We start from the raw sequence: 24,262 nt of genomic DNA, 5'->3' as shown, positions 1-24,262 counted from the left end.
TCGTACGGCCTGGATCCGGATCCGGTCCCCCGCCCCTGACCCGGATCCAGGCCGTGACCAGCGTGGTCAGATGCTAGGGCCTCCCGTTTGGATCTTGCTGGCTCCAGCCGGATCCGCTCCAGCCGGATCCAAACGAAAACCCCTAGGCGACCGGACCCGCCGCCTCCGCCCTGCCGCTGAGCGCGTCCAGATCGCTCTTGCGCACCCGGATCACCAGCGCCGCCGTCAGCAGCGCCACCGCCGCCATGACCACCGCCGCGACGAAAGCGGTCGAGATGCCCTGGGTCAGCACCTCGTGGCCCCAGCGCCCCGGCAGCTCCTGGGTCTTGGCCAGCTCCGCCTTCTGCTCCGGGCTCGCCTGCGCCATGAAGGACGGCAGTTGCCGCTCCGCCTCGTTGCGGCTGGCCGTACCGAACACCGTGACCAGGATGGAGAGCCCCAGCGAACCGCCCACCTGCTGGCTCGCGTTGAGCAGCCCGGAGGCCGCGCCCGCCTCGTGCTGCGCGACTCCGGAGACCGCGGTCAGGGTGAGCGTCACGAAGTTCAGCCCCATGCCGAAGCCGAAGAGCAGCAGCGGCCCGAGCACCCCGCTCAGATATGAACTGTCCGGGCTGATCAGCGTCAGCCAGAACAGACCGAGGCCGGTGAAGGTCGAACCGGTCACCATGAACGGCTTGGGCCCGAGCACCGGCAGCAGCCGCTGGGACAGCCCCGCAGCCACGATGATCGCGACCGTTACGGGAAGGAAGGCCAGACCGGACTTGATCGGGCTGTACGAGAGCACGTTCTGTACGAAAAGTACGATGAAGAAGAACATCCCGAACATCGCGGCGGCCAGGCTCAGCATGATGACGTACGTGCCCGAACGGTTCCGGTCGGCGAACATCCGGAGCGGAGTGATGGGCTCCTTCGCCCGCGACTCGATCACCGCGAACATCGCGAGCAGCACCACCGACGCGGCGAACGCCGACACGGTCAGTGTGTCCCGCCAGCCCTCCTCGGAGGCCCTGATGAATCCGTACACCAGTGATGCCATACCGAGCGTGGAGGTCGCGGCACCGGCGAGGTCGAAACGTCCCGGATGGCGTTCGGACTCATTGATGTACCTCGGCGCGAGGACCGCGATCAGCACGCCGATCGGTACGTTGACGAAGAACACCCAGCGCCAGTCGAGCCATTCGGTGAGCATGCCGCCCGCCAGCAGGCCTATGGCGCCACCGCCCGCGGAGACCGCGGCGAAGACGCCGAACGCCCTGTTCCGCTCGGGCCCCTCGGCGAAGGTGGTGGTGATCAGGGCGAGCGAGGTGGGCGAGGCGATCGCTCCGCCGACGCCCTGGAGCGCCCGGGCGGCCAGCAACTGCCAGGGCTCCTGGGCGAAGCCGCCGAGGAGGGACGCCAGGGTGAAGAGCAGGATGCCGGCCATGAACACCCGGCGGCGGCCCAGGATGTCGCCGGCCCGGCCGCCGAGCAGCAGCAGACCGCCGAAGGTCAGTGTGTACGCGCTCAGCACCCAGGAGAGGTCCGTGGTCGAGAAGCTGAGAGCGTTCTGGATATGTGGAAGCGCGATATTCACAATCGTCGCGTCGAGTACGACCATGAGCTGACAGGCGGCGATGACGGTGAGGGCGATCCCCGGGCGCCCTGTGCGACGGGCCGCGCCCCGTGGTCCGCTCTGTTTTTCGAGTTGAGAGGTTGTCACTGTTGGATCCCCCACGAGTGAATTAGTGAACGCATCCGTTCACTGCCGCGCCCACGGTAGTGAGTCCCCTTCAGTGAACGCAAGCGTTCACTGAACGCTGCCGCCCCGGAGTGTCAGCCAACGATGGAGAGTTACCGATGATGTCTTCGCGCTCCGCGGCCACCGCTCGGTCGCGGTCGGCGTCCCTGCGCCGCCGTGGTCCCGTACTGGAACGGGCCATCCTCGACGCCGCGCTGGAGCAGTTGAGTACGGTCGGCTGGAACGGTCTGACCATGGAGGGCGTCGCCGCCGGAGCCCAGACGGGCAAGGCCGCGGTGTACCGCCGCTGGCCGTCCAAGGAGGACCTGGTCGCCGACGCGCTCCTGGCGGCGCTGCCGCCGTTCGACGAAGCGGCCGACCACGGGAGCGCCCGCGAGGACCTCTACCAGCTCTGCCGGCGTGTGCGGGACGCGATGTTCTCGCAGCCCGGATTCGCACTCCGTGCGGTCCTTCACGAATGCGACCCGGCGAGCGCCGAGCGTTTCCAGGAACTCATCAACAGCAATTTCATCGAGCCCTCCAACCGGCTCCTCGGTCAGGTGGTGGACCGCGGAATCCAGCGTGGTGACGTACGGCCCGACGCCACCGGCGAACTCGTCTTCCAGGTGATACCGGCGCTGATGATGTTCCGCGCCAAGGTGTGCGGGAGCGAATGGGAGGATGACGAGATCGCCGAGATGATCGATCAGATCATGGTGCCGATGCTCCGGCCGCCCGCGGCCCGGTGAACCCGGGGAAGCGTGCCGGACACGGCTGTTGAGGACGGCCGGTACCCGGTCTGTTGCACGGCGTTCCGGCGGCGTAACCTTGCAGGTGCCATGCCGTACGAACCACCCACGCACACCGTTGAGCGCTCGCTGCGCGCCACCACCGACGCCAGAGTCGTCGCAGGCGTCGACGAAGTGGGACGCGGAGCGTGGGCCGGGCCGGTCACGGTGTGCGCGGCCATCACCGGACTGCGCAGACCTCCGGCCGGTCTCACCGACTCCAAGCTGATCAGCCCCAAGCGCCGTACGGAGCTGGCCGGTGAGCTGGAGAAGTGGGTCACCTCGCACGCGCTCGGGCACGCCTCTCCGGAGGAGATCGACGCCCTGGGAATGACCGCGGCGCTGAGGCTCGCCGCCGTACGCGCCCTTGAGGCGCTGCCGGTACGGCCCGACGCGGTGATCCTCGACGGCAAGCACGACTATCTGGGAGGGGCCTGGCAGGTGCGTACGGTCATCAAGGGCGACCAGACCTGTGTTCCGGTGGCGGCCGCCTCGGTCATCGCCAAGGTACGCAGGGACGCGCTGATGGCCGAACTGGGCGCGCGGTCCGAGGAGTACGTACCGTTCGCCTTCGGCGCCAACGCCGGCTATCCCTCGCCGGTGCACAAGGCGGCGCTGGAGGAGCGGGGGCCGACACCGCACCACCGGCTCTCGTGGTCCTATCTCGACGCGCTGCCCCGGTGGCGGCACCTGAAGAAGATCCGGATCCCCGCGGAGGCCGCGGCCATGGAAAGCGGGGGCCAACTCGGCTTCGACTTCTGACCGTTCGAACCCGGCACGTCCGACGACCGATCCGCTCGATTTCCGGAACACCCGGTGACCTCCCGCCCGCGCGTCCGCAGGCCGCGGGCCAGGGCGCGAATGCGCCCACCCGCCGATGCCCCTGGCGTCGGCGTTTGATAGACATCCAGCCATGCCTCTCATCCCTCAGGAGCCTCAGATTCACGAGAGAGCCCAGGGTTCCGGCGCCACCCCGGCCACCGGCCGTACGGCGCCGACCCCTCGTCCTGTACCCGGTCCGCGTCCCGTTCCCGGGCCGCGCTCCGCGGCCACGCCGCGTCCCGGTCGCCCGGGGCCCGGTACCGCGAAGCCCGCGCCGCCGGCGCAGCGCTCGCACAGCTCCGCCGGGCAGCCCAAGGCGTCCGGGCCCACTACTCCTTCCGCTCCTCAGATCCAGCTCATCCCGGCTCCGGAGGGCGGGGCGCTCGACGCTGCCGAGGAGGCGGTGGACCTGCTGCTCGACTCGGGCCGGGCGCCGGGCGAGATCCTCGTCCTCACCACCGGGGAACAGCATCCGTGGGCCACCCATGAGCTGTCCTTCGGCGAGGCCTCCTACTGGGCCCAGCACGACGCCCGTGAAGACGTGTTCTTCGCCGGCGCCGCCGCCGTGACCCGTGCGCAGTCCCGGCCCGTCGTGGTCGTGGCGGTGAACGGAGGCGGGGACGAGGTCGCCGCCCGGGTCCTGCCGCTGGCCCGGCAGCGTGCCACCGCGCTGCTGGTCGTGTGCGGTGACGCCGCACAGATCAACGCCGCGCTCGGCGCGGGGGTCTGAGCCGTACGACAGCCGTACGGCGGGGGATGTGCGGGCGTTGTCCATGCGCCCGCCGTCGTACGCCGTACGACCCGGTCGTGACCCGGCTGCCCGTTCAGGGGGTGGCCGGGCCGTTGTGGTGTCCATGCGTGTCTGTGGCGCCCTGTGCACGGAAGCCGCCGGGGCCGCTCGGTTCGCCGCCGTCCGGCGCTGTCCGGAGCCGTTCCGTCCCGGCAGCTCAGCGGGCGGCCGTGTGCCGCAGTGCCTCGACGCCGCCACCGCCGCCGCGCACCAGGGACGAGGCGGCCTCCAGCACCGTCTCCGAAAGATCGGCGGGCGGGGACTCGGAGTTCGGCCGACGGCCCCCACGGCCCTCGCCCAGCACCTGCCAGCCGCCGCGTGTCAGGGTGATGTACGCGCCGCACCGCAGGCCGTGCAGGGTGCAGGCGTCCCGCAGCCCCCACATCCAGGCTCCGTCCTCCTCCGTCCAGCGCTCGTCGCCCTCACGGCAGTAGAGCAGTACGGCGGTACGCACGGGGGTGCGACGGCGCAGATCGTGCGGGATGACCCGGCGGAGATGGGCCAGCAGCGCGTTGCGGAACTCCCAGCCGTCCACCGGCGCCGCCCGCGGGGTGAACGAGGCGCTGGCGATCAGCCGTTCCGCGTGGTCCAGGACAGCCACCACCGCGGTCGCAGGTTTCGGCCGGTGCCTGCTGTGCAGTCCGCTGACCACCTCGCGGGGATTGCGGAGCAGCGGAATCCCCGCGTCCGCCCATTCGTCCAGTTCGAGCATCCTGGCGGGGCGGTTGGCGGAGTCGGCCGGTCTGCTGAGCGAAGTGGCTGCGGACGGAGCGAATCCGAAGGTCACGATCCTCCCTTCGCATACGCGCCCACAGTGCGGGCAGGGGCGGACGGGGGCGTACCACGGCATGGCCCTCGCGGACCGCGAGCGGACCGTGCGGGGGTTGTTCAATTCTCGCTGGCACGGGGGCGCGCGGCAACGAGCAATTGGCGCCGTTGACGGGTTTGGGCGGGTATGGCGGTCATATCCCTGGCCAGAGCAGCGCGGTCGGTGTCCTGTATCAGGCCTGAACGGCGAGGACCAGCGGAAACACCCCCTCTGCTCCGGCTTTCCGCAGCAGCCGGGCGGCCACCGCGAGAGTCCAGCCGCTGTCGGAGAGGTCGTCGACCAGCAGAACGGGCCCGCCCGCCGACACGAGCGCCGCGGCCAGTCCGGCGGGCACGGTCAGCGCCTCGTGCAGCGCGCGCACCCGCTGTGCGCTGTTGGTACGGGAGACACGGATGTCGGCGGCCTCCGGCGCGTACTCGACCGTACCGAGCAGCGGAATCCTGCCTGCCTGCGCGATCCGGCTGCCCAGCGAGCCGATGAGCCGGGGCCTGCCGTGCGAGGCCACGGTGACGACCCCGACCGGCCGGGGCGACGCGTCGGCGGCACCGGAGGCCCAACCGCCCGGCCCCTTGGCCCAGTCGGCGAGCACGCTCACCACAGCGGTCACCACATCGTCGGGCACCGGGCCGTCCGGGGCATGAGATGCCAGCATCGGCCGCAGCCTGTTGCCCCAGCCGATGTCGGACAGCCGCCCCAACGCCCGCCCCGCGAAGGACTGTTCGGCGGGTGGGATGCGCCCCTTCAGCGCCACACCGACCGCCGGGAGCCCGGTCGGCCACATCCGGCGCGGCTCCACCTCCACACCCGGCCTGCCCAGCTCACCGCGCGCGGCGTCCAAGGCGGCGGCGGTCACCTTGTCCTCGAACCGCACCCCGGCGCAGTTGTCGCAGCGACCGCACGGAGCGGCCTCCTCGTCGTCCAACTGCCGCCGCAGAAACTCCATCCGGCAGCCGGCCGTCGACGCGTAGTCCCGCATCGCCTGCTGCTCGGCCTCCCGCTGCCGCGACACCCAGGCATACCGCTCCGTGTCGTACACCCACGGGCGGCCCGTCGAGGTCCAGCCGCCCTTCACCCGGTGCACCGCTCCGTCCACATCGAGGACCTTGAGCATCGTCTCCAGACGCGTACGCCGCAGCGCGACCAGGGGCTCCAGCGCGGGCAGCGACAGCGGCCGCCCGGCCTGGCCCAGGACATCGAGCGTGCGCCGGACCAGCTCCTCGGGCGGAAAGGCGACCGATGCGAAGTACTGCCAGATCGCCTCGTCCTCCCGGCCCGGCAGCAGCAGCACCTCGGCGTGCTCCACCCCACGGCCGGCGCGGCCCACCTGCTGGTAATAGGCGATGGGGGAGGACGGCGAGCCGAGATGCACCACGAACCCCAGGTCCGGCTTGTCGAAGCCCATGCCCAGCGCGGAGGTGGCGACCAGCGCCTTCACCCTGTTCGCCAGGAGATCGTCCTCGGCCTGCTGCCGGTCCGCGTTCTCCGTGCGCCCGGTGTACGAGGCGACCGTGTGCCCGCACTGCCGCAGATACGCGGTGACCTCCTCGGCCGCGGCGACCGTCAGCGTATAGATGATCCCGGAGCCGGGCAGCTCGCCGAGATGGTCGGCCAGCCACGCCAGCCGGTGCGCCGCGTCCGGCAGCCGGAGCACATGCAGGCTGAGACTCTCCCGGTCCAGCGGACCGCGCAGCACCAGCGCGTCCGTTCCCGCCCCCGTGCCCAACTGCTCGGCGACATCGGCGGTCACCCGGGAATTGGCCGTGGCCGTGGTGGCGAGAACCGGAACCCCGGACGGCAGCTCCGCGAGCATCGTGCGCAGCCGCCGGTAGTCGGGGCGGAAGTCATGGCCCCAGTCGGAGATGCAGTGCGCCTCGTCCACGACCAGCAGCCCGGTGGCCGCGGCGAGCCGGGGCAGGACCTGGTCCCGGAAGTCCGGATTGTTCAGCCGCTCAGGACTACGGAACTGGGAGGGCGTTCAAATTCCAGGCAGAACTTTTGCCCTGACCTGCGTAAACGGGCTGATCGGGGCTGGTTGTGGCCCGGCGCTCGGCCTTTGCCTTCCTCGGTCGGTGCGCGGCCGATGGGCCGCTTATGAGTTCGGCATCACTCTGAGTGAGTTGGTCGAGTGTCAGTGCCATCGGGTTGCATGGGGGGCATGGACAACCTGGAGCTCCGTGCTGAAGCCGATGTCATCCTTGCTGAGCTGGTCGGTGCCCCTGGGGGTTCGGCGCGGCTGAGGGAGGACCAGTGGCAGGCGGTGTCGGCTCTGGTGGAGGAGCGCCGGCGGGCGCTGGTGGTGCAGCGCACCGGCTGGGGTAAGTCGGCGGTGTACTTCGTGGCCACCGCACTGTTGCGCAGGCGTGGCTCCGGGCCGACGGTGATCATCTCGCCGCTGCTGGCGTTGATGCGCAACCAGGTTGAGGCGGCGGAGCGGGCCGGTATCCGGGCGCGCACGATCAATTCGGCCAACCCTGAGGAGTGGGACGCGATCTATGGGGAGGTAGAGCGTGGCGAGACCGATGTTCTCCTCGTAAGTCCTGAACGCCTTAATTCTGTGGATTTCCGTGATCAGGTGCTGCCCAGGCTCGCGGCCACGACTGGTCTGCTGGTGGTCGATGAGGCGCACTGCATCTCCGACTGGGGCCACGATTTCCGGCCCGACTACCGCCGGTTGCGCACGATGCTGGCGGAGCTGCCGGTTGGCGTGCCGGTGCTGGCCACGACGGCGACCGCGAATGCGCGGGTGACCGCGGATGTGGCTGAGCAGTTGGGCACCGGGAGCGGGGATGCTCTGGTTCTGCGTGGGCCGCTGGACCGGGAGAGCTTGCGGTTGGGGGTGCTGGATTTGCCGGATGCGGCGCACCGGCTGGCGTGGCTGGGGGAGCGGCTGGGGGATCTGCCGGGCTCGGGGATCATCTACACGCTGACGGTCGCGGCGGCGGAAGAGGTTGCGGCGTTCCTGCGGCAGCGCGGGTATCCGGTGGCTTCCTACACAGGCAAGACGGAGAACGCTGATCGGTTGCAGGCAGAGGAGGATCTGCTGGCCAACCGAGTGAAGGCGCTGGTGGCGACCTCTGCGTTGGGGATGGGCTTTGACAAGCCGGACCTGGGGTTTGTGGTGCACCTGGGGTCGCCCTCGTCGCCGATCGCGTACTACCAGCAGGTGGGGCGTGCGGGTCGTGGTGTGGATCATGCGGATGTGCTGCTGCTGCCGGGGCGGGAGGACGAGGCGATCTGGGCGTATTTCGCTTCGGTGGGTTTCCCGCCCGAGGTGCAGGTGCGTCGCACTCTGGCGGTGCTGGAGGGGGCGGGGCGTCCGCTGTCGCTGCCGGCGCTGGAGCCGTTGGTGGATCTTCGGCGCTCGCGCCTGGAGACGATGCTGAAGGTCCTGGACGTGGACGGCGCGGTCAAGCGGGTCAAGGGCGGCTGGACTGCGACGGGGCAGCCGTGGGCGTACGACGCGGAGCGGTACGCCTGGGTGGCAAAGCAGCGGGCGGCGGAGCAGCAGGCCATGCGGGACTACGTGGCAACTGCGGGGTGCCGGATGGAGTTCTTGCAGCGGCAACTCGATGACGAGAAGGCGATCCCGTGCGGTCGCTGTGACACCTGCGCTGGCTCCTGGCTCGATCCCGTCGCCTCTCCCGAGGCCCTCGCGGCAGCCACGGGCGAGCTGAGCCGTCCGGGGGTTGAGGTCGAGCCCCGCAAGATGTGGCCGACCGGACTCGCCGCGGTCGGCGTGGACCTCAAAGGCCGCATTCCCGTGGGCCAGCAGGCGGTCACCGGGCGCGCGCTGGGCAGGCTGTCGGACATTGGCTGGGGCAACCGTCTGCGGCCGATCCTGGCGGCGCAGGCGGCGGACGGGCCGGTCCCGGACGACGTGCTGAACGCCGCCGTGACGGTCCTGGCCGACTGGGCGCGCTCGCCGGGCGGCTGGGCCAGCGGCTCCCCTGACGCGGTGGCGCGGCCGGTGGGGATCGTCGCCATGCCGTCCCGCACCCGCCCGCAACTGGTCGGCTCGCTGGCTGAGGGCGTGGCCCGGGTCGGCAGGCTCCCGTTGCTGGGCAGTCTGACCTACACCCCGCAGGCCAACGAGTATGCGGCGCACCGCAGCAACTCCGCCCAGCGGCTGCGCGCCCTGGCCGCATCGTTCACCGTGCCCGACGCACTCGTTGCCGTCCTGACCCACACCTCCGGCCCGGTTCTGCTCATCGACGACTACACCGACTCCGGCTGGACCCTGGCCGTAGGTGCACGACTCCTGCGCCAGGCCGGTACCGACCAGGTGCTCCCGCTTGTTCTTGCCCTGACCGGGTAGGCGGCCCCCTCGCTGACCCCAGCCAGCCCCCGACACCTTCAACTTCATTTTGAAACGTGCTCATTGTTTCCAGCTCACTGCCCGCGGGTGACTTGATCAACCCGTTACCGGCTTGGGTGTTCCTGCGGGATCTTGATGGGCAGTCTGTGGAGGTTGTGCGACCGAGTGCATCATGCATCGATCAACTCGGCGTCACATCAGTACACGAACGACAAGGCGTGCTGTCCTTGATGCGGCACGGAGAAGAAAGATTTGAGGTGATGTGTATGTACGGCACACATAGATGGGGGTCGGCGGCGGCTGTCTTGACGCTGCTGGCTGGAGCCTTTCAGGGAATTCAGGCGTCCCCGGCAGCCGCGGCCGACTGCTGGCGAGCTACCTGTTCGGGTAAGGACCCCGTTCAAATGGGGTGTGACGACGACGCCGAGATTCTTCAGCAGGTGACCGAGCCGGATGAGTCGGTTGCGGTGCGGCTGATGTGGTCGCCGAACTGTCAGGGGGTATGGGCGAAGATCTCACGCGATCTCGACACGTCCCCTGACTACGTGTACGGGACGCTGTGGACGACGCGTGCTCCTGACGGCGGCATCCAGGAGTATGACGCGACAGGCCTTCTCGCCGACGGCGTCGCAGGCGCCTACACCGAGATGCAGGACTGGAAGACCACGACCGCGAAGGCGTGCTGGAACGACGTCAATGCTCAATACGATCCCGCGCCGGTAAAATATATCAAACTGAACAATTCCCCCACGAACCCCCAACCGGTTGACATGAGCCTCCCGGTCGTACACGGCCTGTGTACGGACTGGCTGTGAGGAAGATGATGCGCAAAAAGGGTCTCAGAAGATTATTTTTCACGAACCCGCTGATAGCCATGAGCGTGGTGGCGGCATCCGCCGCCCTGATCCCGTTAGCTTCCCCCGACACCACGGTGCAGACGGCCCCTACCGCCGCAGACGCCCCGACGCCCCGCCTGTTCTCCACACCCAGCGCCGACCTGGGACCGGGCTACACCTCATCACCGGATGCGATCGTGCAGGGCACCGGCGACGCTGAGGGGCTGCACATCCTCGCGGCGAGGGAAAGCGACGGGTTCTCCTTCTATGAGATCGCCCGCCTCAACCGCAAGGGACTGTCCGACGTCGGCCCATGGACGGGTTACGTCTGCACCACGGGATCAGGGAACTATGCGGCAGCGGTTTACGCCCCGTCTGCTTGGTCCAACGAGCCTGGCGCATACCGGAATGGCGCGTTCGCGGCGGTGATCCGTCTCTCCGACGGCAAGATCACCGAGGTTCCCGACCGGGTGCAACTGGCGTACTTCACGCCGGGCTGCGGAACGGGCGACGAGGTGGCGTTCACCTCCAGTTCGGCCACCGACAAGTCCGTCGGTTCAACGACGGTGATATCGGTCGACGCGGCCACGGGATCGGTGTCCTCCCGCCGCACGGTCAACGGCTACCTGACGCACGTCACGCCCACACAGAAGGGGACCGTCGGTGTGCTCGGCGGCAACCTCGTTGACCTGAAGGGCAATGGCGACAAGCTGTCCGCCCGCAAGGTCGCCGCGATGCCCGGCCGGATGTTCGCGCTGACCGCCTCGAAGAACGGCACCGTGGACGTTGGCACGGTCGACGGCGAAAGCAGCGTCATCTCCCGCTTCAACGGCAAGGACTTCACCGAACTGGGCCGCGCGCCGAAGGGGAAGGTCAAACTCTTCCCCGTGGCCGGCGGCGATGCGGTCGTCGGCGACGTGAAGGCAATTGACACCAGCAACGCCCCGGGGCTTTCGAAGCACGCGGTGGACGGCCGCGTGGCCGGGATCTCCCGTCACGGTCACCTGGTGACCAACTCGGTGTTCTCCGAGCAGATGAAGGGCATCACCACCCGCATCGGTTCGCCCTCGAACGAGGGCGCCGGAACACTGACCGTCAAGGCGACCGCGCTCAAGACCGGTGCGAAGGCCACCACGCTCGTGGACGCGGACCGCAAGCGGCCGAAGCCGGATTCCTCGCTGTCGATGGACCCGGCCGCGTTCGCCCTTGCTGGAGACGATGACGATGACCCTTTCACCTGCGGTGAGAGCGTGCCGGAAACGCAATGCCTGTCCGGGTCCGGTGCGGCCGTCTATGGCAAGGTTCCGGAGATGGAAAGCCCCTGCATCGTCAAGCGTAACGACCCCAAGCGTCAGGCGCTCCAGGCCAGCGCGAACATGGTCGAGTGGGCGGTTGATCAGGCTGTTCACGGGGACCTGACGGTCTCCCGCCCGCAGAACTGGCACGACACAGGCCTTGCTGCCTACAGCCCGCAGGGCCTGTTCCCCAAGCCGTCACTGACTGGAGGAGGGGGAGATTCCCGCCCAGGTCATGCTGGGCATTCTCGCTCAGGAGTCCAACTTCAAGCAGGCGTCCTGGCACTCCGTGAATGGCGACTCGGGCAACGTCACCAAGTCCGACTGGTTCGGCAATGCGAACGGCATCCACGGATACCCCGACCGGGCCAAGGCCGACTGCGGCTACGGCATCGCCCAGGTGACGACCGGCATGTCCGAGGAGCACGCTCAGCAGTTCGACCCCTTGCGCGCTGGCGCCATCACTACTGACTACGCGGCAAATATTGCCGCTGGCCTGGGCATCCTGGCTGAGAAGTGGAACCAGCTCAAGGCGCTGGGCATAAACACCAACAGCGGTAGCCCGGCCTACATCGAGAACTGGTACATGGCGCTGTGGGGCTACAACTCCGGTGTCTACACCTCCGGCTCCGTCGGCGTGGGTTTCCTCAACAACCCGATCAACCCGGAGTACCCGGCCGACCGGCAGCCGTTCCTGCGCTACAGCTATGAGGACGCCTCCCGCCCGGGCGAATGGAACTACCCGGAAAAGATCTTCGGCTGGGCGGAAACCCCGCAGATGACCTGGGACGGAGAAGAGTCGTACTCCGAGCCGAACATGCCGCTCGGTGTCATCAACGTTCCCCCGCGCGACCTGTTCTGCGACCCGTCCATCAACGCGTGCGACCCGGACACGGCCGACCCGTGCCCGAGCTGGGACGCGCAGTGCTACTGGGACCGCAGTGTGGACTGGACGGGCCCGCAGAGCACCGGCAACTCCAGCACCGAGGCGCTTAGTTATTCGCTCGGCTCGGGAGAGCCTGAACTCCAGAGCAAGTACGGTCACGGCCCGTGCATCGATCACCCGAGCGTCTACACCAACGCCATCATCGTTGATGACCTCGGCCAGCACGAGGACACCTACGGATGCGGCGACTTCGAGAAAGCCGATGACGGCAAGTTCACCCTCCAGGCCGGTGACAACATCACCATGCTGAGGGACGACGGCACTTTCCGCGCGACTCCCTACCTCGCCCCCATCGACCTTCACCAGCTCGGCGCCGGGTACGACCACCACGTCTACTTCACGCACAGCTACGGAGACACCGACTACTTCCACAAGGTCACTGGTCGGTGGCAGGTCAACCAGGACAAGCTCCCCTCCGGAGATCAGCCTGGCCAGCGCTACAAGGTCTATGTCCACCTGCCCAGCCACGGCGCGGAAGCGGTCGTCCGGTACAACTTCATCCCCGGCGACAACACGGTCGGCGCCAAGTCCGACTACTGCCGGGTCAACCAGGGAACCCGCAGCGCGGGCAAGGAAACCTGGTTCGAAATGGGCACCTTCACCTTCTGGAAGGGCGGTCGGATCGAGGCAGACAACCTCCACGACGCCGGCACCGGAGACAGTAACGTGGTGTTCGACGCGATCGCCTTCGTTCCGTTCAACTCTGCCGAACCCGGCCCGTGCAGTCTTAACGATGGTGGCCTGTGATGCACGCTGCCATCCGCGTTCCCGCCATGCTTATGACTGTCGTCATAGGCGCGGCGGGAACCGCCTCCTGTAGCCAGAACAGCCCCAAAACGGCAGCGCCCGACCGTCCGAAGGTCGCAGCGCCTCATCTTGAGCCGTCCCAAACGCGAACCGCGCCGCGTGCCGCCGATCTGCCGAAGCATGCGGTAACCAGCGACAAGCGGCCCAGCCTTGGCGAGGCGGACACGATGGCCACCGGATACACAGGGAAGGACTTCCTCACCGGGCTCTCGAAAGAGTGGAAGCTGAAGCTGGACAAGCCCGTTGAGCAGGAGATGCCCGACGGGAAAAAAGAACTTACGTCCACGGGCGCGGCGGGAACGGGGTGACGATTTCGGCCGGATACGCCGATCACGAGAACATGTCATCTCTTTTGTGCAGAACCAGCACGAACCAATCCGATGGTTTCGGCTTCCTCGCTTCCTGTATCGGACTCGACGTGGCGGGAGTCGACCACAGCAAGGCATCTTTGTGGCTCAAGCAGGCGAAGAAGGAGACTGATTCCCTGTATGAGAAGAAGGTCGCCGAGACGGGAAACAAGAAGGAGTACATTGTCAGCGGAGTGTTCACCTCGGGTCCGGTGACGATGGTCCTGCACCGGGCGTATGACAAGTACTCGCTGAGGATCCTCGGAGGCGCGGTGGCGTAGAGCGAGTAGTCGACTTCCGGACGCGAAGGTCCCTGCTGTCGCGCCAGCTGGGACCTTCGCTCTGTAAGCGTATGTTCTGCTCGCGGAACGCTTTACCAGATAATCCGTTCTGCAGGGGCTAGCAGATGAGCTCTTCGGCCTTTTCCTTGTAGTCCTGCATTTCGCCTGCCTCGTAGCCCGCATCCTTCAGGCTCTGCATCAGTGACGCCGTGTCGCCGCACAAGCGGGGACGCTGCTGATCAAGGTAGGACTTGACGCCTTCAGCGGTTAGTTGTTCCCACGCCCGTTTGATCTCGTCGTTCTTCTCGTGGGTGTAGGAAAACTCAACCCATTCTCTTTCCCGGTCTGTCAGGCGGGACGTGTCAACAGGCGTGTCACTTCCCCCGCATGCGGTGGTCATAAGAGTGCACGCCACCACAACGAGAAATATGCGCGCTTTCTTCATAATGCCCTCTTCTGTGTAGATTGCCAAGGGCAATTATATCGCGAATGGAAACATCTTGATTCGCGTCTGTGCTCGCGTAAGCTGCGAGTGTTCTTCTGACGCCGACCGATTTGGCGGTTCGCCCGTATTTTTTCTCCTTGGTTCGAGGGCGGGCCGTCGTGTGACGCTGAGGCTGCGCCAGGTACTGTTCCTTTTCCTTCCTGATCCGTGTCGGGGCGAGGCTGGCCGTCAGGTGACGGCGCCTGGATGCGGACATCGTTGCGCAGCGGCTGGAGCAGGTGGATCGCGATGGGCCGGTCGATGAGATAGCCGAGCTTCTTGACGGCCGCGGGCAGTTCGATCCGGCCGTCTGCGAGCAGCCCTTGACGTGGGCAATGATGAAAGGGAAAGCGCGGCATCGTCACTGGCGATGCCGCGCACTGCGAACACGCATCGGGTAGCACTCACCTGTCGCACAACGACACGAACGGTGTCCGCTTTTGTTGCCCGGGAAGGCCCGACCTTTGTTCGGAAACCTCAGCGTCTCCCATCTGTACGCGAAGCCGTGATCGAGAAGATCACCGGCGAAGGAAGGGAGATGAACACGTCGCCACCGCAACATCTCGTTCAGGCGCCGGTAGGTCACCTCCCCGAACAGCCGCGACCCAAAGAGCCACATCACGCAGAAAGTGAAGTACGGTCACGCACGGCGGAGAATGCGCGTCGGGCATGGGGCCATGTCACGCGATGGCATGAGTAGAACGCCGCTGCCGTGTGCGGACCTGCAACACCAAAGATGATCATCGATGTCGAAGCGAGGATCGGGTGTGAGATCCCGGCAGGAAATGTGGACATGGTCGCTCACCAACAATGGCGCGTATGGTCGGCGATGCAGAAAGCAGTAAATTCGCTGCTTATTGCAGTAGATTTCTTCTGTCTGGATGACACCTGCTGTCCATGCAACGGATCTTGAACGTCTTCGAATCACGTATGGAAATAGAAGCATTGGAGTCGGCGCCATATCCGGATCACGGAACCCTGGTATGGCACCTTGATTGGGTCCCTTCGCGGTGGGGGCCTGAATAAGTTTGAAATGCGCGCTTCGGTGGTGGAATGTTTTTATTCTGTCGCGGAGGGGTTGCGAAAGCACGGCAAGGTCGAGAACGGCCGCCTCGTCTGGTGAACCTGCACAAACAAATTTGCCGCTCTCCAGGTGACGGGCCGCCCTAGCGGCCCGAACAGGGCAGGGCCTCAGAACGGGGGTTCGTCGTGCCAGGCGCCACCCGACAACTCGGGCGGCCGGGGGCGCACCGTTGGAGGACGGCCAAGACGTCCTCGACGCGGCCGAGGCCGATGAGGTAGCCGAGATCATGGCTGTTCGCGGAGGCGTGCTGTTCAAGGGCGGCGGCGATAGCTCGCCGATGTGGGGGCGCAGCAGGGCAAATGCCTTCTCGGCGCGGCTGTGCCGGGTGAGTAGGCAGGTGTAGGATCCCAGCGCCATCGGGTGCCCGGCCTCCATACGGACTCGGGTGATCTCGATCGCCTCGTCGACGCGGCTCCAGCGCTCCAGCGGCTCGGCCCGGATACGACGGCTTCCACCAGCCGGTTGCCAGGTACGGGGCGACCAGTCCAACGCTTCGGCCTGCCGGCCTGCTTTCCCGGCAACCGCGCCCGTGCGCAGAATCACACTCCGTGTACTCATGCTGGTCGAAGGCGCCGGTCGTGTCTCAAAGTCGTCTGTCGTTTCGGTGATCACGGATCTGTGGATTCTCCGGCCCAAGGCGCGGAAGCGGACCTTCATGAACTGGTCACAGCCCGCAGGGCCGAACTGGATGCGCAGGCAGAGAAGTTGAGCCAGCAGTTGCAGGAGGTCCGTGACGAGCTGGAGGAACTTGCTGTCGCCGAACGGGTCGCGCGCTGGCTGGCTGAGCGGGTGTGCTGAAGCCGAGCGACTCGTGACGCCACCCGCCGGGCAGGTTGCGGGCCGTGCGGTACTGGCGGTGCCGCAGCGCGAGCTCTGGAGCCGGCCTGTTCGGAGGCGATGCGTTTGACGCTGAACCGACCCGCCGAGCGGGGTTGGCTGCGCAACCCCGCGGACGGGAAGTGCATTACGACACTGTGAACGTGGGCGGGCGCTGACCACCTGTGCCGTGGTCGTAACGTGCGTGCCTGCGGCGGCAGTTGATGTCGTGTGGCGAACAGGACCGCCTCCGCCATAGGCGCTGAGACGTTTGTCTACGAGCCATCCTAAAACTCATGGACATGACATCCGCCTGGATGTGAAGATCTTCTCGCACAAGCGATCTAGCGATGGAGATGTGATGAAGAGCATCCACTTCAAGAAGAAGGTAGCCGCCTTGGCTACGTCCTTCGCGTCGGTGGTGGCTGTGGTGGCGACCGCCGGCCCGGCGCACGCGGCGGAGTTCAAGGTCACTGACAACTGTGATGTTCCGTGGATCACCTGCTCGTACGGTGATCTGTGGCTGTTCTACAACTCGAAGGACATTGCCATTCAAAATGGCTACATCAAGTCGGCCTTCACGACTTTCTACAGCAACGTGTCCGACCACTGGGGTACGAGCCAGTACCAGGGATCGTCACTGACGACCTACCGGTACGTCTTTGGCAACGGGGGCAACGGCAACGGCGAGTACATGAAGAACAATTCGGCGTCCGTGCAGAACTGTGCCCCCGACGACAACTACCGGGTGTACTACAACTCTGGCTACGGCGGCACATCTCAGTACTTCGCGAAGAACGGTCCCTACGGAGACTGCAACATCACGGACCTGATCTCTGCTCTGAAGAACAACAATGCATCTTCCCACTTCGCTTAAGAAGGAACTCCCGTGAAGCGCATCAAGCGGACAGCCACCGCAGTAGCCCTGACTGCTTCAGCTCTCTTGGTCAGTGCCTGCTCCTCCGGCACGGCACCGGAGACCGCGAAGAATGTGGCCGACGGCAAACCGATCGTGAACAAGGAAAACTGGCCCAAGAAGGTCCCTGTCAGCGGCCTGACCAAGGATCTGACCCTTCCACTGGAGGCGTACATGGCCTCCTACGAGGACCAGGTCACCGTCGAACAGGCCGCCAACGATCTTCAGCAGTCCTGTCTGAAGGACTACGGCATCGACCTGACGCTGCCGCGAGCGGGCGCCAATCCGCCTCCCAGTGACAACGACGCGAACATCGAACGCCGCTATGGCATCACAGACCGGGCCGAGGCCGAGAAGTACGGCTACGAACTCCCCCCGGCGCTGCAGCAGCACATCGAGCAGCCCATGCGTGACCTGTCCGGTGTCGAGGTTGAGGTCCTGACCGGCCACACCAAGCCCGAACTGCCCAACGCTCCCGAGGGAGTGAAGGCGGGAGGGGCGTTCGCCGGCCCTGGCCAGGGCACGAAGCCCGCTCGGGCGGAGTACAACGGGAAGAAGTTGAAGACGGGCGGCTGTATCGGCTGGTCCAAGGATCAACTCGGCGTGAAGGAAGCCGACCCGATCATTGTGGCGCAGCTCGCCGGGGACAGCCTGGTGAAGTCGATGAAGGACGACAAGGTCATCAAGGCCGTCGCCGCATGGTCTTCGTGCATGGACGGCAAAGGACACGCAGGGCTTGCCGATCCGTATAAGGCAATGGACCAGGGTGTCACGCACGATGGGGAGCCGTCGCAGGAGTCCATCGCCCTTGCGGTTGACGACATCGACTGCAAGGAGCAGACGGATCTGGTGAAGATATGGTCCGGTGCGGAGTCTGCGATTCAGGACAAGCAGATCGCCGACAACAAGAGCCGGCTGGCCGGGATCAAGGAGCAGCACGGCAAGGAAGTCGCCGCCGCGCGCGAGCAGATGACGGCTTCCTCCAAGTGAGGGCTGATGGAGTAGTGCCCGGACTGCGCGTGGTCCGGGCACTGTGCCTGATGGCGGCGTGTGCGCTGGCCGCCGGGTGTACGGACGCCGGCGACAGGGCCCCCACCGACAGGGCCCTCGCGTCGCACCGGCCGGTGACTCCGAGCTCGGAGCCGAGCAGTCCGCAAGTGCGTCCATCGCCTGCGGCTTCGGTGCACTCCGAAGGCCGTACGCGTGTCCTGGAGTACGGCGACTTGGTCGTGCGTGCCACGCCGGAAAGCGACGGTGTGCGTACGAAGATCGAGGTAACCAATACCTACGAGCGGAATGCGACGTACTCGCTCCAGATCAGCATTGCGGACGGTGAGGGCTGGACTGCCTACAACCAATTCTGGCTTCAGGATGTTCCTCCGGGCAAAACCGCGCGGGATGACGCGGTGATTGGCTCGAAAGACATGGGTCCCGTTCCAAAGGTTCCGAAGATTTACGTCGACAAGTTCACTCCGATCGTCGATCAGAAGTAGAAAAGAGAACATGTGACTGTGCGTGTAAGAAAGAGGAAGCGCGCGATAGTGATAGTGGCGGCGATTGTGCTTCTTGCCTCGTCACTGTCCATCTCCGCGCAGGCTCAGGGACCGGAGGTCCCCGACGGTGCCGTTCAAGGAGGCAAGAGCCTGCCGAAAGCTGCGAGCAAACCCCAGGAGGTCGGCGAGAAGGACCGTGCCTCCGTCCTGGGCAATAACTACTCTTCTTCCAAGGACGTGGCCCTGTCCACCTCCGGCGACGGCACAGGCTTCCACGTTTTGACAGGCAAGGAGAAAGACGGCTACAAGTTCACCACCGTTGCCACCCTGCGCGAAGACGGATTTGATGCGGACACCTGGATCGGTAACGCGTGCGTGACCAGGTCCGGGAAGTACGCGGCCGTCGCCTACGCGCCCCGGACGTTCACCAACAACCCCGAGCTGATGGTGCGCGGCGCGTTCACCGCTGTCGTCGAGCTGGGCAGCGGCAAGGTCACCAAGCTGCCGTTCACCGCGTCGCTGGCGTACTTCTCTCCAGGCTGCGGCACCAGGGATGACGTGGTCTTCACCCAGCTGACCTACGACGGGGACGAGGAGCAGAAGACCCGTCTGATCACCGTGGACGCGGCCACAGGCAAACAGTCCCAGCCGGTCGCCTTCCCCGGTCAGGTCACCTCAGCTGTCCCGACCCAGCACGGCATCGTGGCCGGCCACGGCAACAAGCTCGTCCGCATCAACGGGCAGAAGGAAACTGTCCTCTCCGTGACGAAGCATGTGCCGTTCCAGATCGCGGCCGACACCGGCGACGGCGTGACCTTCATCGACCGGGAAGCCGACACAAAGAAGACCAAGGCGAAGTCCTGGGCCAAGTACCTGGACGCCACGCAGGTCAAGGGCGAGAAGACCACCCCGAAGACGGTTGCTGAAGGAAAACTCACCGACTGGGACCTCTCTGCTACCCCTGGCGGCACGGTGTTCCTCACGGGTAAGGCCAAGAACATGGGGGCTCTGCCGGGACCGGTGAAGAACCCGGGGCATCTCGCCAAGGGTGCCCGCATGTCGAGTCTGGGCCACGCGGGCGTGTCCACCTCTTGGGCGGACGGCAAGACCAGCCTGATTGCACCCGAGGAGGCCAAGCAGGTCCGTGATGCGCGGATCACTCTGGACGTGGTCGCCACCGGCAAGCACACCGAGTTGGACGCGACACCTCAGGTGCCCGCCGAGCGGGCCGAGATCGGAAGCCGACTCTCCCCGGCGCTGGGCGTCCCGACGGGGAAGGAGTCGCCGGCGGAGCCGTCGGTCAGTGGCGACAGCGAGGGGCTGTCCACGCAGACGATGCGCACCCAGGCACTGACGGCGTCGCCGACCGGTCCAAGCGAGGGCACCGATGAACGCTACTGCGCGGTGGCCCGCAACGATGTCAAGAAGCAGGCATTCCAGCCCACCCCCCGGCAGGTGGAATGGGCCGTGGACCAAGCCGTCGTCGGTGAGCTGAACTTCTACCGCTCGCCGAACTGGAAGAACACCGGCATGGGCGGCTACCAGCCCCAGGGTCTGTTCCCGTCGATCGTGCTGGCTGGCGACCCCAACGGCACCCTCGACAACGAGGACCCCGACGTCACCGACCGCTGGCACATACCCTCGCAGGTGATGCTCGGCGTCACCGCACAGGAATCCAACATGTGGCAGGCCACCCGGTTCGCTGTCCCCGGCGTGACCGCCAACAGCCTCATCGGAAACTACTACGGCACCGAGTACACCTCCGACGGTACTCAGGCCGACCCGTGGCGCGTTGACTTCTCCGAGGCCGACTGTGGTTACGGCATCACCCAGGCCACTGACGGTATGCGGCTGGCGGGCAAGGAGAAGGCGGGTGAGACGGCTCTGTCTCCGCTCACTCAGGAGGCTGTCGCGCTGGACTACACCGCCAACATCGCCTACGGCGTGCGGATCCTCTCCGACAAGTGGAACCAGACCTACCGGGCCGGCATGAAGGTCAACGACGGCCACCCGCAGTGGATCGAAAACTGGTTCTTCGCCCTGTGGGCGTACAACTCCGGCTTCTACGAGACGGCTGACTCCGGCGGGCACAAGGGACTGGGCTGGACCAACAACCCGGCCAACCCGCTGTGGAAGGCCAACCGGATCCCCTTCCTGCAGAGCGCCACGGACCCGTCCAAGGACGACTACAGTCACGCCGCGCACCCGCAGGATTGGCCCTATGAGGAAAAGGTTCTCGGCTGGGCAGCTCGCCCGATCTCGGCGATGTTCGCCCCCGGCGACTTCAAGCCCGGCTATCTGGCTGCCTGGTGGAACAGCAACGATTACCGCAGCACCGTGAAGCCGCCGATCGACCTGTTCTGCGACGCCTCCAACGACTGCGATGCGTCCAAGATCAGCGACAACGACTCCAACGATCCCGGCATGGGTGCCTGCCAGCTTGATGCGGGTGACTCCGACACCAACCCTCACTGGCTGCATTGCTGGTGGGACAAGTCGGCTGAGTGGAAGGACTGCGACCGGTCGGCTGAGTGCGGCCACCAGGTCCACCGCTTCAACACCTCGTATCCGGAACAGCCGGACGCCAACTCCTACCCGCCGCACTGCAGCAGCGGCCTGCCCTCGAACGCCTTGATCGTGGACGACGTGCCTGACGGCACCACCCCGGCAGGATCGGATTCGCGTGGATGCGGGGCGGCGCAGTCGGACGGCACGTTCACCCTCACATACCAGCCCTCCGACATCATCGATGCCGATACCGGGCAGACGATTACCACCTATCCGGGGAAGGTCGACACACATCAGATCGGTGCGGCGTACGGGAACCACTTCTGGTTCACCCACACTCGTTCTTCTGAGTCGTTCCCGCAGCCGGGCGACCGCATGAAGGTGAGCGGAACTTGGAAGCTCGGCAGTCAGATCACCTCGTATGACGGCCAGGCCAAGGTGTATGCACACATTCCAGATCACGGGGCGCAGACCTCCAAGGCCGAGTACCGCATCACTCACGCGCGCGGAACGACCGTCAAGGCGATCTCCCAGGACGCCAATCAGGCCAACAAGTGGGTCGACCTGGGTGCGTACTTCTTCACCGGCATGACTCCCGAAGTCACCTTGCACAACTTCAACGGCGGCGACGGAAGCGCGGACATCGCCTTCGATGCCATCGCTTTCGTGCCTGGCGACTACTCCAACATCCCCAGCGATCTCACCTTTTCCGATCCGGACCCGAACGCTGCGGACCCAGTGCCGAACGAGACACCGAACACGGTCGAGGGGGGATTCTTCCCCTACGAGTCCGCTGTATCCGTGTCCTCCGCGACGGCGCTCTCGGCGAGTTCAGCTTCGACCGGGGACACCGCGGCGTGCTCGGTGACAGAGAAGTCCGTCACCTACACCCGGACTGATGCCTGCATACATGCCGAACTCAGTGTGCTGCATGTCGACGGACAAACCGAATCGCCTGACGGACAGGCGTTGTTCGACTATCGCAGCGAGATCGACACGGACGTCAAGAGCGATACGTTCACTCAGACGACGACCCTCAAGCTGAGCAGCATGGCCGGCGTCATGAACACGGTCGCCCTCGATCTCGGATACAAGTGCCGCGGCTACTGCTCTGTGGAAAGCGTGACGTGGAGCGGCAGCGGCACATGGGTCAAGGGAGACACGCACACCGCGATCATCACCACCAAGATGAAGTGGACTGGGTCAACGGGTGACAGTGGGCCCATCGTCCCGTACTGGACCTTTGGTGGCAGCACCAACGGCGACGTCATCAGGAACCCGTTGACGGTCGAGAAGACCGGCCTCGACGTCCGCTGCGACAACGAGTTCAACACTGTCGGCGCGGGCTGCGTGTTCTCCTGGTACAAGCCCACCTACGCCATCAACCACAAGAAGTTCCCGGCCGCCGCCGCGCACGTCTGGCTTATCCGGAACAAGACCAGTGCGAAGTACGGTGTCCAGGGCGGCGAGCCACTGACATTCCTCAGCGACGACGTTCTCGTGCCGGACCCGCCGAACTCCAGCAAGTCGATCTACGAATACAACCGGGACGCTATCTGCCCCGATCCCCCCAAGTACATCCGCAGCCCGGACGCGACCCTGAGCACGGACATCTGGCCGGATGACAAGCCGAGCTGTGACGAGTTCCCCTTTGCCCGTTCCTGGCAGAGCGCCGCCACTCCGAAATCGTGGGGTGGTAAGAACGCCAAACAGGTCAGCTCCGGTGACGAGTGCGTGAACACCATCGCGAAGAAGGGGGCGGACGGCAAGTGGCGTCTCGTCCCGGATTCGCGGTATCACGTGCCGACGTGGGATGAGCCGTGCGGGCGGTCCAGCATGTCGAACTATCAGAACACACAGTCGATGCAGCCGTTCCCGAACTGGCGCGCAAAGAACCGTGTGATCGAGGGAGACAACTACTGGCTGGAAGCGCAGAAGCCCAGCTAGACGGTGAATGAACGGGTGTGGCGCCGACGGGACCCGTCGGCGCCACGGCTGTTCTTGTCATCATGACCAGTCGATCAGGCCGTCCACCATGGATGCGGAACGTCCGGCGAAGGGCAACTCGGGGTCGTTCTGGGTGCCGTGCAGGGCGGCGGCGAGGGCGTGCAGCAGCCGCGCCATCGAGGGGGCGTAAGGGCGCGGGTAGTCCGCTTCCGTGTACTTTAGGATCGGGTGCGTTGGATTTCCTGCATCGATCAGGAACCCTTCGTGTCCTTCGTAGCGTTCAGCGAAGGGGATCCATTCGGTCCGCCACCAATTGGGGTCTTCATTCTGCCGGGCGATCTCCAGGTTCCTGGTGTAGATGCGTTCGATCCGCGCACAGCTCATCAGCCCCTCACCCGCGGGGAAAAGCCTGTACCAGTCGAGACCGTTCGAAAAGCGTAGGAGAGTCGCAAGGGGTGGAGGGGGTTCCAGGCCGATGGCTTGGCCGAGGGAGGTGATGTCTGCTTCTGAGGCCGGGGTGTTGAGTGGTGGGATATCGACTTGCGATTGGGAGCGAATCCACTGCGTAATGCGCTCAATGGAGTGATCCAGTGGCTCAATGGTGCTCATTGCGTCCTCTTGTTGTTGGCAGGTTCTCAAATATAGGGGCCTGGCTTGGTCTCGATCGAACGTTTCGCACCCGCTCCAGAACTGACGGCTGCGACCCTCTGTGGCAACGTGGCGCGAAATGCATCGATTTATCTTGTTAGCCTGAGAAGGCAACGACAGGAGACCACCCCGAAGCGCCGCATCTGAACCGCCCCGGTTCGAATGGAGACTCGATTCCATGTTAAGGATCAGAGTCATGGCACGTCCCTCCTCCTACCCGTCTGAGCTGTGCAAGCGCGCGGCGCGCATGGTCGCCGAGGTCCGCGGTGATACCCGACCGAGTCCGCCGAGATCCACGGGGTCATGGTCAAGCTGGGCACCGGCTCGCGCGAGACGCTGCGCAAGTGGGTCCGGCAGGACCAGGTCCGACTCCGAATAGCGTCTGGGGACGACGACGGAGGAGTCCGAGCAGATCAAGGCGATGAAGAAGGAGATCGCCGAACTCAAGCGGGCCAACGAGATTCTGAAGGCTTCGGCGAGTTTCTTCGCGGCCGAGCTCGACCGGCCACACCTGCGCTCGTAGCGTTCACCGACGAGCACCGGGACCGCTTCGGCGGTGTTAGCCGATCTGCCGCGTAACCCAGCACGGCTGC

The 24,262-nt window shown here is 65.8% G+C and carries 17 protein-coding genes and 1 pseudogene; 13 read left to right on the top strand and 5 right to left on the bottom strand.

Going from position 1 to position 24,262, the window contains the following annotated elements:
• Positions 1-142 precede the first annotated feature (142 nt).
• A complete protein-coding gene (locus KQY30_RS08345) occupies positions 143-1,699 on the bottom strand; it encodes an MFS transporter (RefSeq protein WP_217306294.1) in 1,557 nt (518 codons plus the stop codon).
• Positions 1,700-1,836: 137 nt separating this feature from the next.
• Here KQY30_RS08345 and KQY30_RS08340 point away from each other — a divergent pair, with 137 nt between their 5' ends.
• The 3 genes from KQY30_RS08340 (at position 1,837) to KQY30_RS08330 (ending at position 4,057) form a co-directional block, all read left to right on the top strand.
• Positions 1,837-2,466 (top strand): TetR/AcrR family transcriptional regulator, encoded by a 630-nt coding sequence (locus KQY30_RS08340; RefSeq protein WP_217306293.1) that lies wholly within the window; start codon positions 1,837-1,839, stop codon positions 2,464-2,466.
• 90 nt (positions 2,467-2,556) lie between these two features.
• Positions 2,557-3,267, top strand: a complete 711-nt coding sequence (locus KQY30_RS08335) for a ribonuclease HII (RefSeq protein WP_217306292.1) — start codon at positions 2,557-2,559, stop codon at positions 3,265-3,267.
• Between the two features lie 151 nt (positions 3,268-3,418).
• Positions 3,419-4,057, top strand: a complete 639-nt coding sequence (locus KQY30_RS08330; protein ID WP_217306291.1) for a hypothetical protein — start codon at positions 3,419-3,421, stop codon at positions 4,055-4,057.
• Positions 4,058-4,274: 217 nt separating this feature from the next.
• On the opposite strand, the gene KQY30_RS08325 is transcribed toward KQY30_RS08330, so the two are convergent.
• Together KQY30_RS08325 and KQY30_RS08320 are read right to left on the bottom strand one after the other, a co-directional pair.
• Entirely contained in the window at positions 4,275-4,904 is a 630-nt protein-coding gene (locus KQY30_RS08325; protein ID WP_217306290.1) for a hypothetical protein, read from the bottom strand.
• A gap of 214 nt (positions 4,905-5,118) precedes the next feature.
• A pseudogene (locus KQY30_RS08320) lies at positions 5,119-6,903 on the bottom strand (helicase-related protein); the annotation flags it as partial.
• 198 nt (positions 6,904-7,101) lie between these two features.
• Between KQY30_RS08320 and KQY30_RS08315 the strand changes: the two are divergent.
• The 5 genes from KQY30_RS08315 to KQY30_RS08295 all read left to right on the top strand — a co-directional run bounded on the left by KQY30_RS08315 (position 7,102) and on the right by KQY30_RS08295 (position 13,773).
• Complete coding sequence (locus tag KQY30_RS08315) at positions 7,102-9,261, top strand: RecQ family ATP-dependent DNA helicase (protein ID WP_217306289.1); 2,160 nt, start codon at positions 7,102-7,104, stop codon at positions 9,259-9,261.
• Positions 9,262-9,491: 230 nt separating this feature from the next.
• Positions 9,492-10,076, top strand: coding sequence for a DUF2690 domain-containing protein (locus KQY30_RS08310; protein ID WP_367997476.1), 585 nt, complete (start codon positions 9,492-9,494; stop codon positions 10,074-10,076).
• Positions 10,077-11,627: 1,551 nt separating this feature from the next.
• Positions 11,628-13,085 (top strand): hypothetical protein, encoded by a 1,458-nt coding sequence (locus KQY30_RS08305; RefSeq protein ID WP_217306287.1) that lies wholly within the window; start codon positions 11,628-11,630, stop codon positions 13,083-13,085.
• Entirely contained in the window at positions 13,085-13,453 is a 369-nt protein-coding gene (locus KQY30_RS08300; RefSeq protein ID WP_217306286.1) for a hypothetical protein, read from the top strand. The genes KQY30_RS08305 and KQY30_RS08300 overlap by 1 nt, the downstream gene beginning before the upstream one ends.
• Positions 13,450-13,773, top strand: coding sequence for a hypothetical protein (locus KQY30_RS08295; RefSeq protein ID WP_217306285.1), 324 nt, complete (start codon positions 13,450-13,452; stop codon positions 13,771-13,773). Before KQY30_RS08300 ends, KQY30_RS08295 begins: the two co-directional genes overlap by 4 nt.
• Positions 13,774-13,891: 118 nt before the next feature.
• Here the strand turns inward: KQY30_RS08295 and KQY30_RS08290 are convergent, their stop codons facing one another.
• Complete coding sequence (locus KQY30_RS08290; RefSeq protein WP_217306284.1) at positions 13,892-14,245, bottom strand: hypothetical protein; 354 nt, start codon at positions 14,243-14,245, stop codon at positions 13,892-13,894.
• Positions 14,246-15,959: 1,714 nt separating this feature from the next.
• Here KQY30_RS08290 and KQY30_RS08285 point away from each other — a divergent pair.
• The 5 genes from KQY30_RS08285 (at position 15,960) to KQY30_RS08265 (ending at position 23,021) form a co-directional block, all read left to right on the top strand.
• Entirely contained in the window at positions 15,960-16,139 is a 180-nt protein-coding gene (locus KQY30_RS08285; RefSeq protein WP_217306283.1) for a hypothetical protein, read from the top strand.
• A 379-nt stretch (positions 16,140-16,518) separates the two neighbouring features.
• Positions 16,519-17,034 carry a hypothetical protein gene (locus KQY30_RS08280; protein WP_217306282.1) on the top strand — a complete coding sequence of 172 codons (516 nt, stop codon included), beginning with the start codon at positions 16,519-16,521 and terminating at the stop codon, positions 17,032-17,034.
• 12 nt (positions 17,035-17,046) lie between these two features.
• A complete protein-coding gene (locus KQY30_RS08275) occupies positions 17,047-18,063 on the top strand; it encodes a YgdI/YgdR family lipoprotein (RefSeq protein WP_217306281.1) in 1,017 nt (338 codons plus the stop codon).
• A 233-nt stretch (positions 18,064-18,296) separates the two neighbouring features.
• Positions 18,297-18,566, top strand: coding sequence for a hypothetical protein (locus KQY30_RS08270; protein WP_217306280.1), 270 nt, complete (start codon positions 18,297-18,299; stop codon positions 18,564-18,566).
• A 54-nt stretch (positions 18,567-18,620) separates the two neighbouring features.
• On the top strand, positions 18,621-23,021 hold the full coding sequence (locus tag KQY30_RS08265; protein ID WP_254407017.1) for a hypothetical protein: 4,401 nt from the start codon (positions 18,621-18,623) through the stop codon (positions 23,019-23,021).
• A 60-nt stretch (positions 23,022-23,081) separates the two neighbouring features.
• Here the strand turns inward: KQY30_RS08265 and KQY30_RS08260 are convergent, their stop codons facing one another.
• Positions 23,082-23,630 (bottom strand): SMI1/KNR4 family protein, encoded by a 549-nt coding sequence (locus KQY30_RS08260; protein ID WP_217306279.1) that lies wholly within the window; start codon positions 23,628-23,630, stop codon positions 23,082-23,084.
• Positions 23,631-24,262: the final 632 nt, after the last annotated feature.

This window comes from Streptomyces sp. GMY02 (genome assembly GCF_019056675.1).
In the GTDB taxonomy this organism is placed as follows: domain Bacteria; phylum Actinomycetota; class Actinomycetes; order Streptomycetales; family Streptomycetaceae; genus Streptomyces; species Streptomyces odonnellii.
The sequence above is the reverse complement of the archived record's forward strand: the minus strand, read 5'-3'. Positions and strand labels throughout refer to the sequence as shown.

What these genes read in the sequence shown, in the direction of transcription:
- KQY30_RS08340 (WP_217306293.1), top strand. Translation starts at nt 1,837, where the DNA reads ATGATGTCTTCGCGCTCCGCGGCCACCGCTCGGTCGCGGTCGGCGTCC.
- KQY30_RS08335 (WP_217306292.1), top strand. Translation starts at nt 2,557, where the DNA reads ATGCCGTACGAACCACCCACGCACACCGTTGAGCGCTCGCTGCGCGCC.
- KQY30_RS08330 (WP_217306291.1), top strand. Translation starts at nt 3,419, where the DNA reads ATGCCTCTCATCCCTCAGGAGCCTCAGATTCACGAGAGAGCCCAGGGT.
- KQY30_RS08315 (WP_217306289.1), top strand. Translation starts at nt 7,102, where the DNA reads ATGGACAACCTGGAGCTCCGTGCTGAAGCCGATGTCATCCTTGCTGAG.
- KQY30_RS08310 (WP_367997476.1), top strand. Translation starts at nt 9,492, where the DNA reads ATGCGGCACGGAGAAGAAAGATTTGAGGTGATGTGTATGTACGGCACA.
- KQY30_RS08305 (WP_217306287.1), top strand. Translation starts at nt 11,628, where the DNA reads ATGCTGGGCATTCTCGCTCAGGAGTCCAACTTCAAGCAGGCGTCCTGG.
- KQY30_RS08300 (WP_217306286.1), top strand. Translation starts at nt 13,085, where the DNA reads ATGCACGCTGCCATCCGCGTTCCCGCCATGCTTATGACTGTCGTCATA.
- KQY30_RS08280 (WP_217306282.1), top strand. Translation starts at nt 16,519, where the DNA reads ATGAAGAGCATCCACTTCAAGAAGAAGGTAGCCGCCTTGGCTACGTCC.
- KQY30_RS08260 (WP_217306279.1), bottom strand. Translation starts at nt 23,630, where the DNA reads ATGAGCACCATTGAGCCACTGGATCACTCCATTGAGCGCATTACGCAG.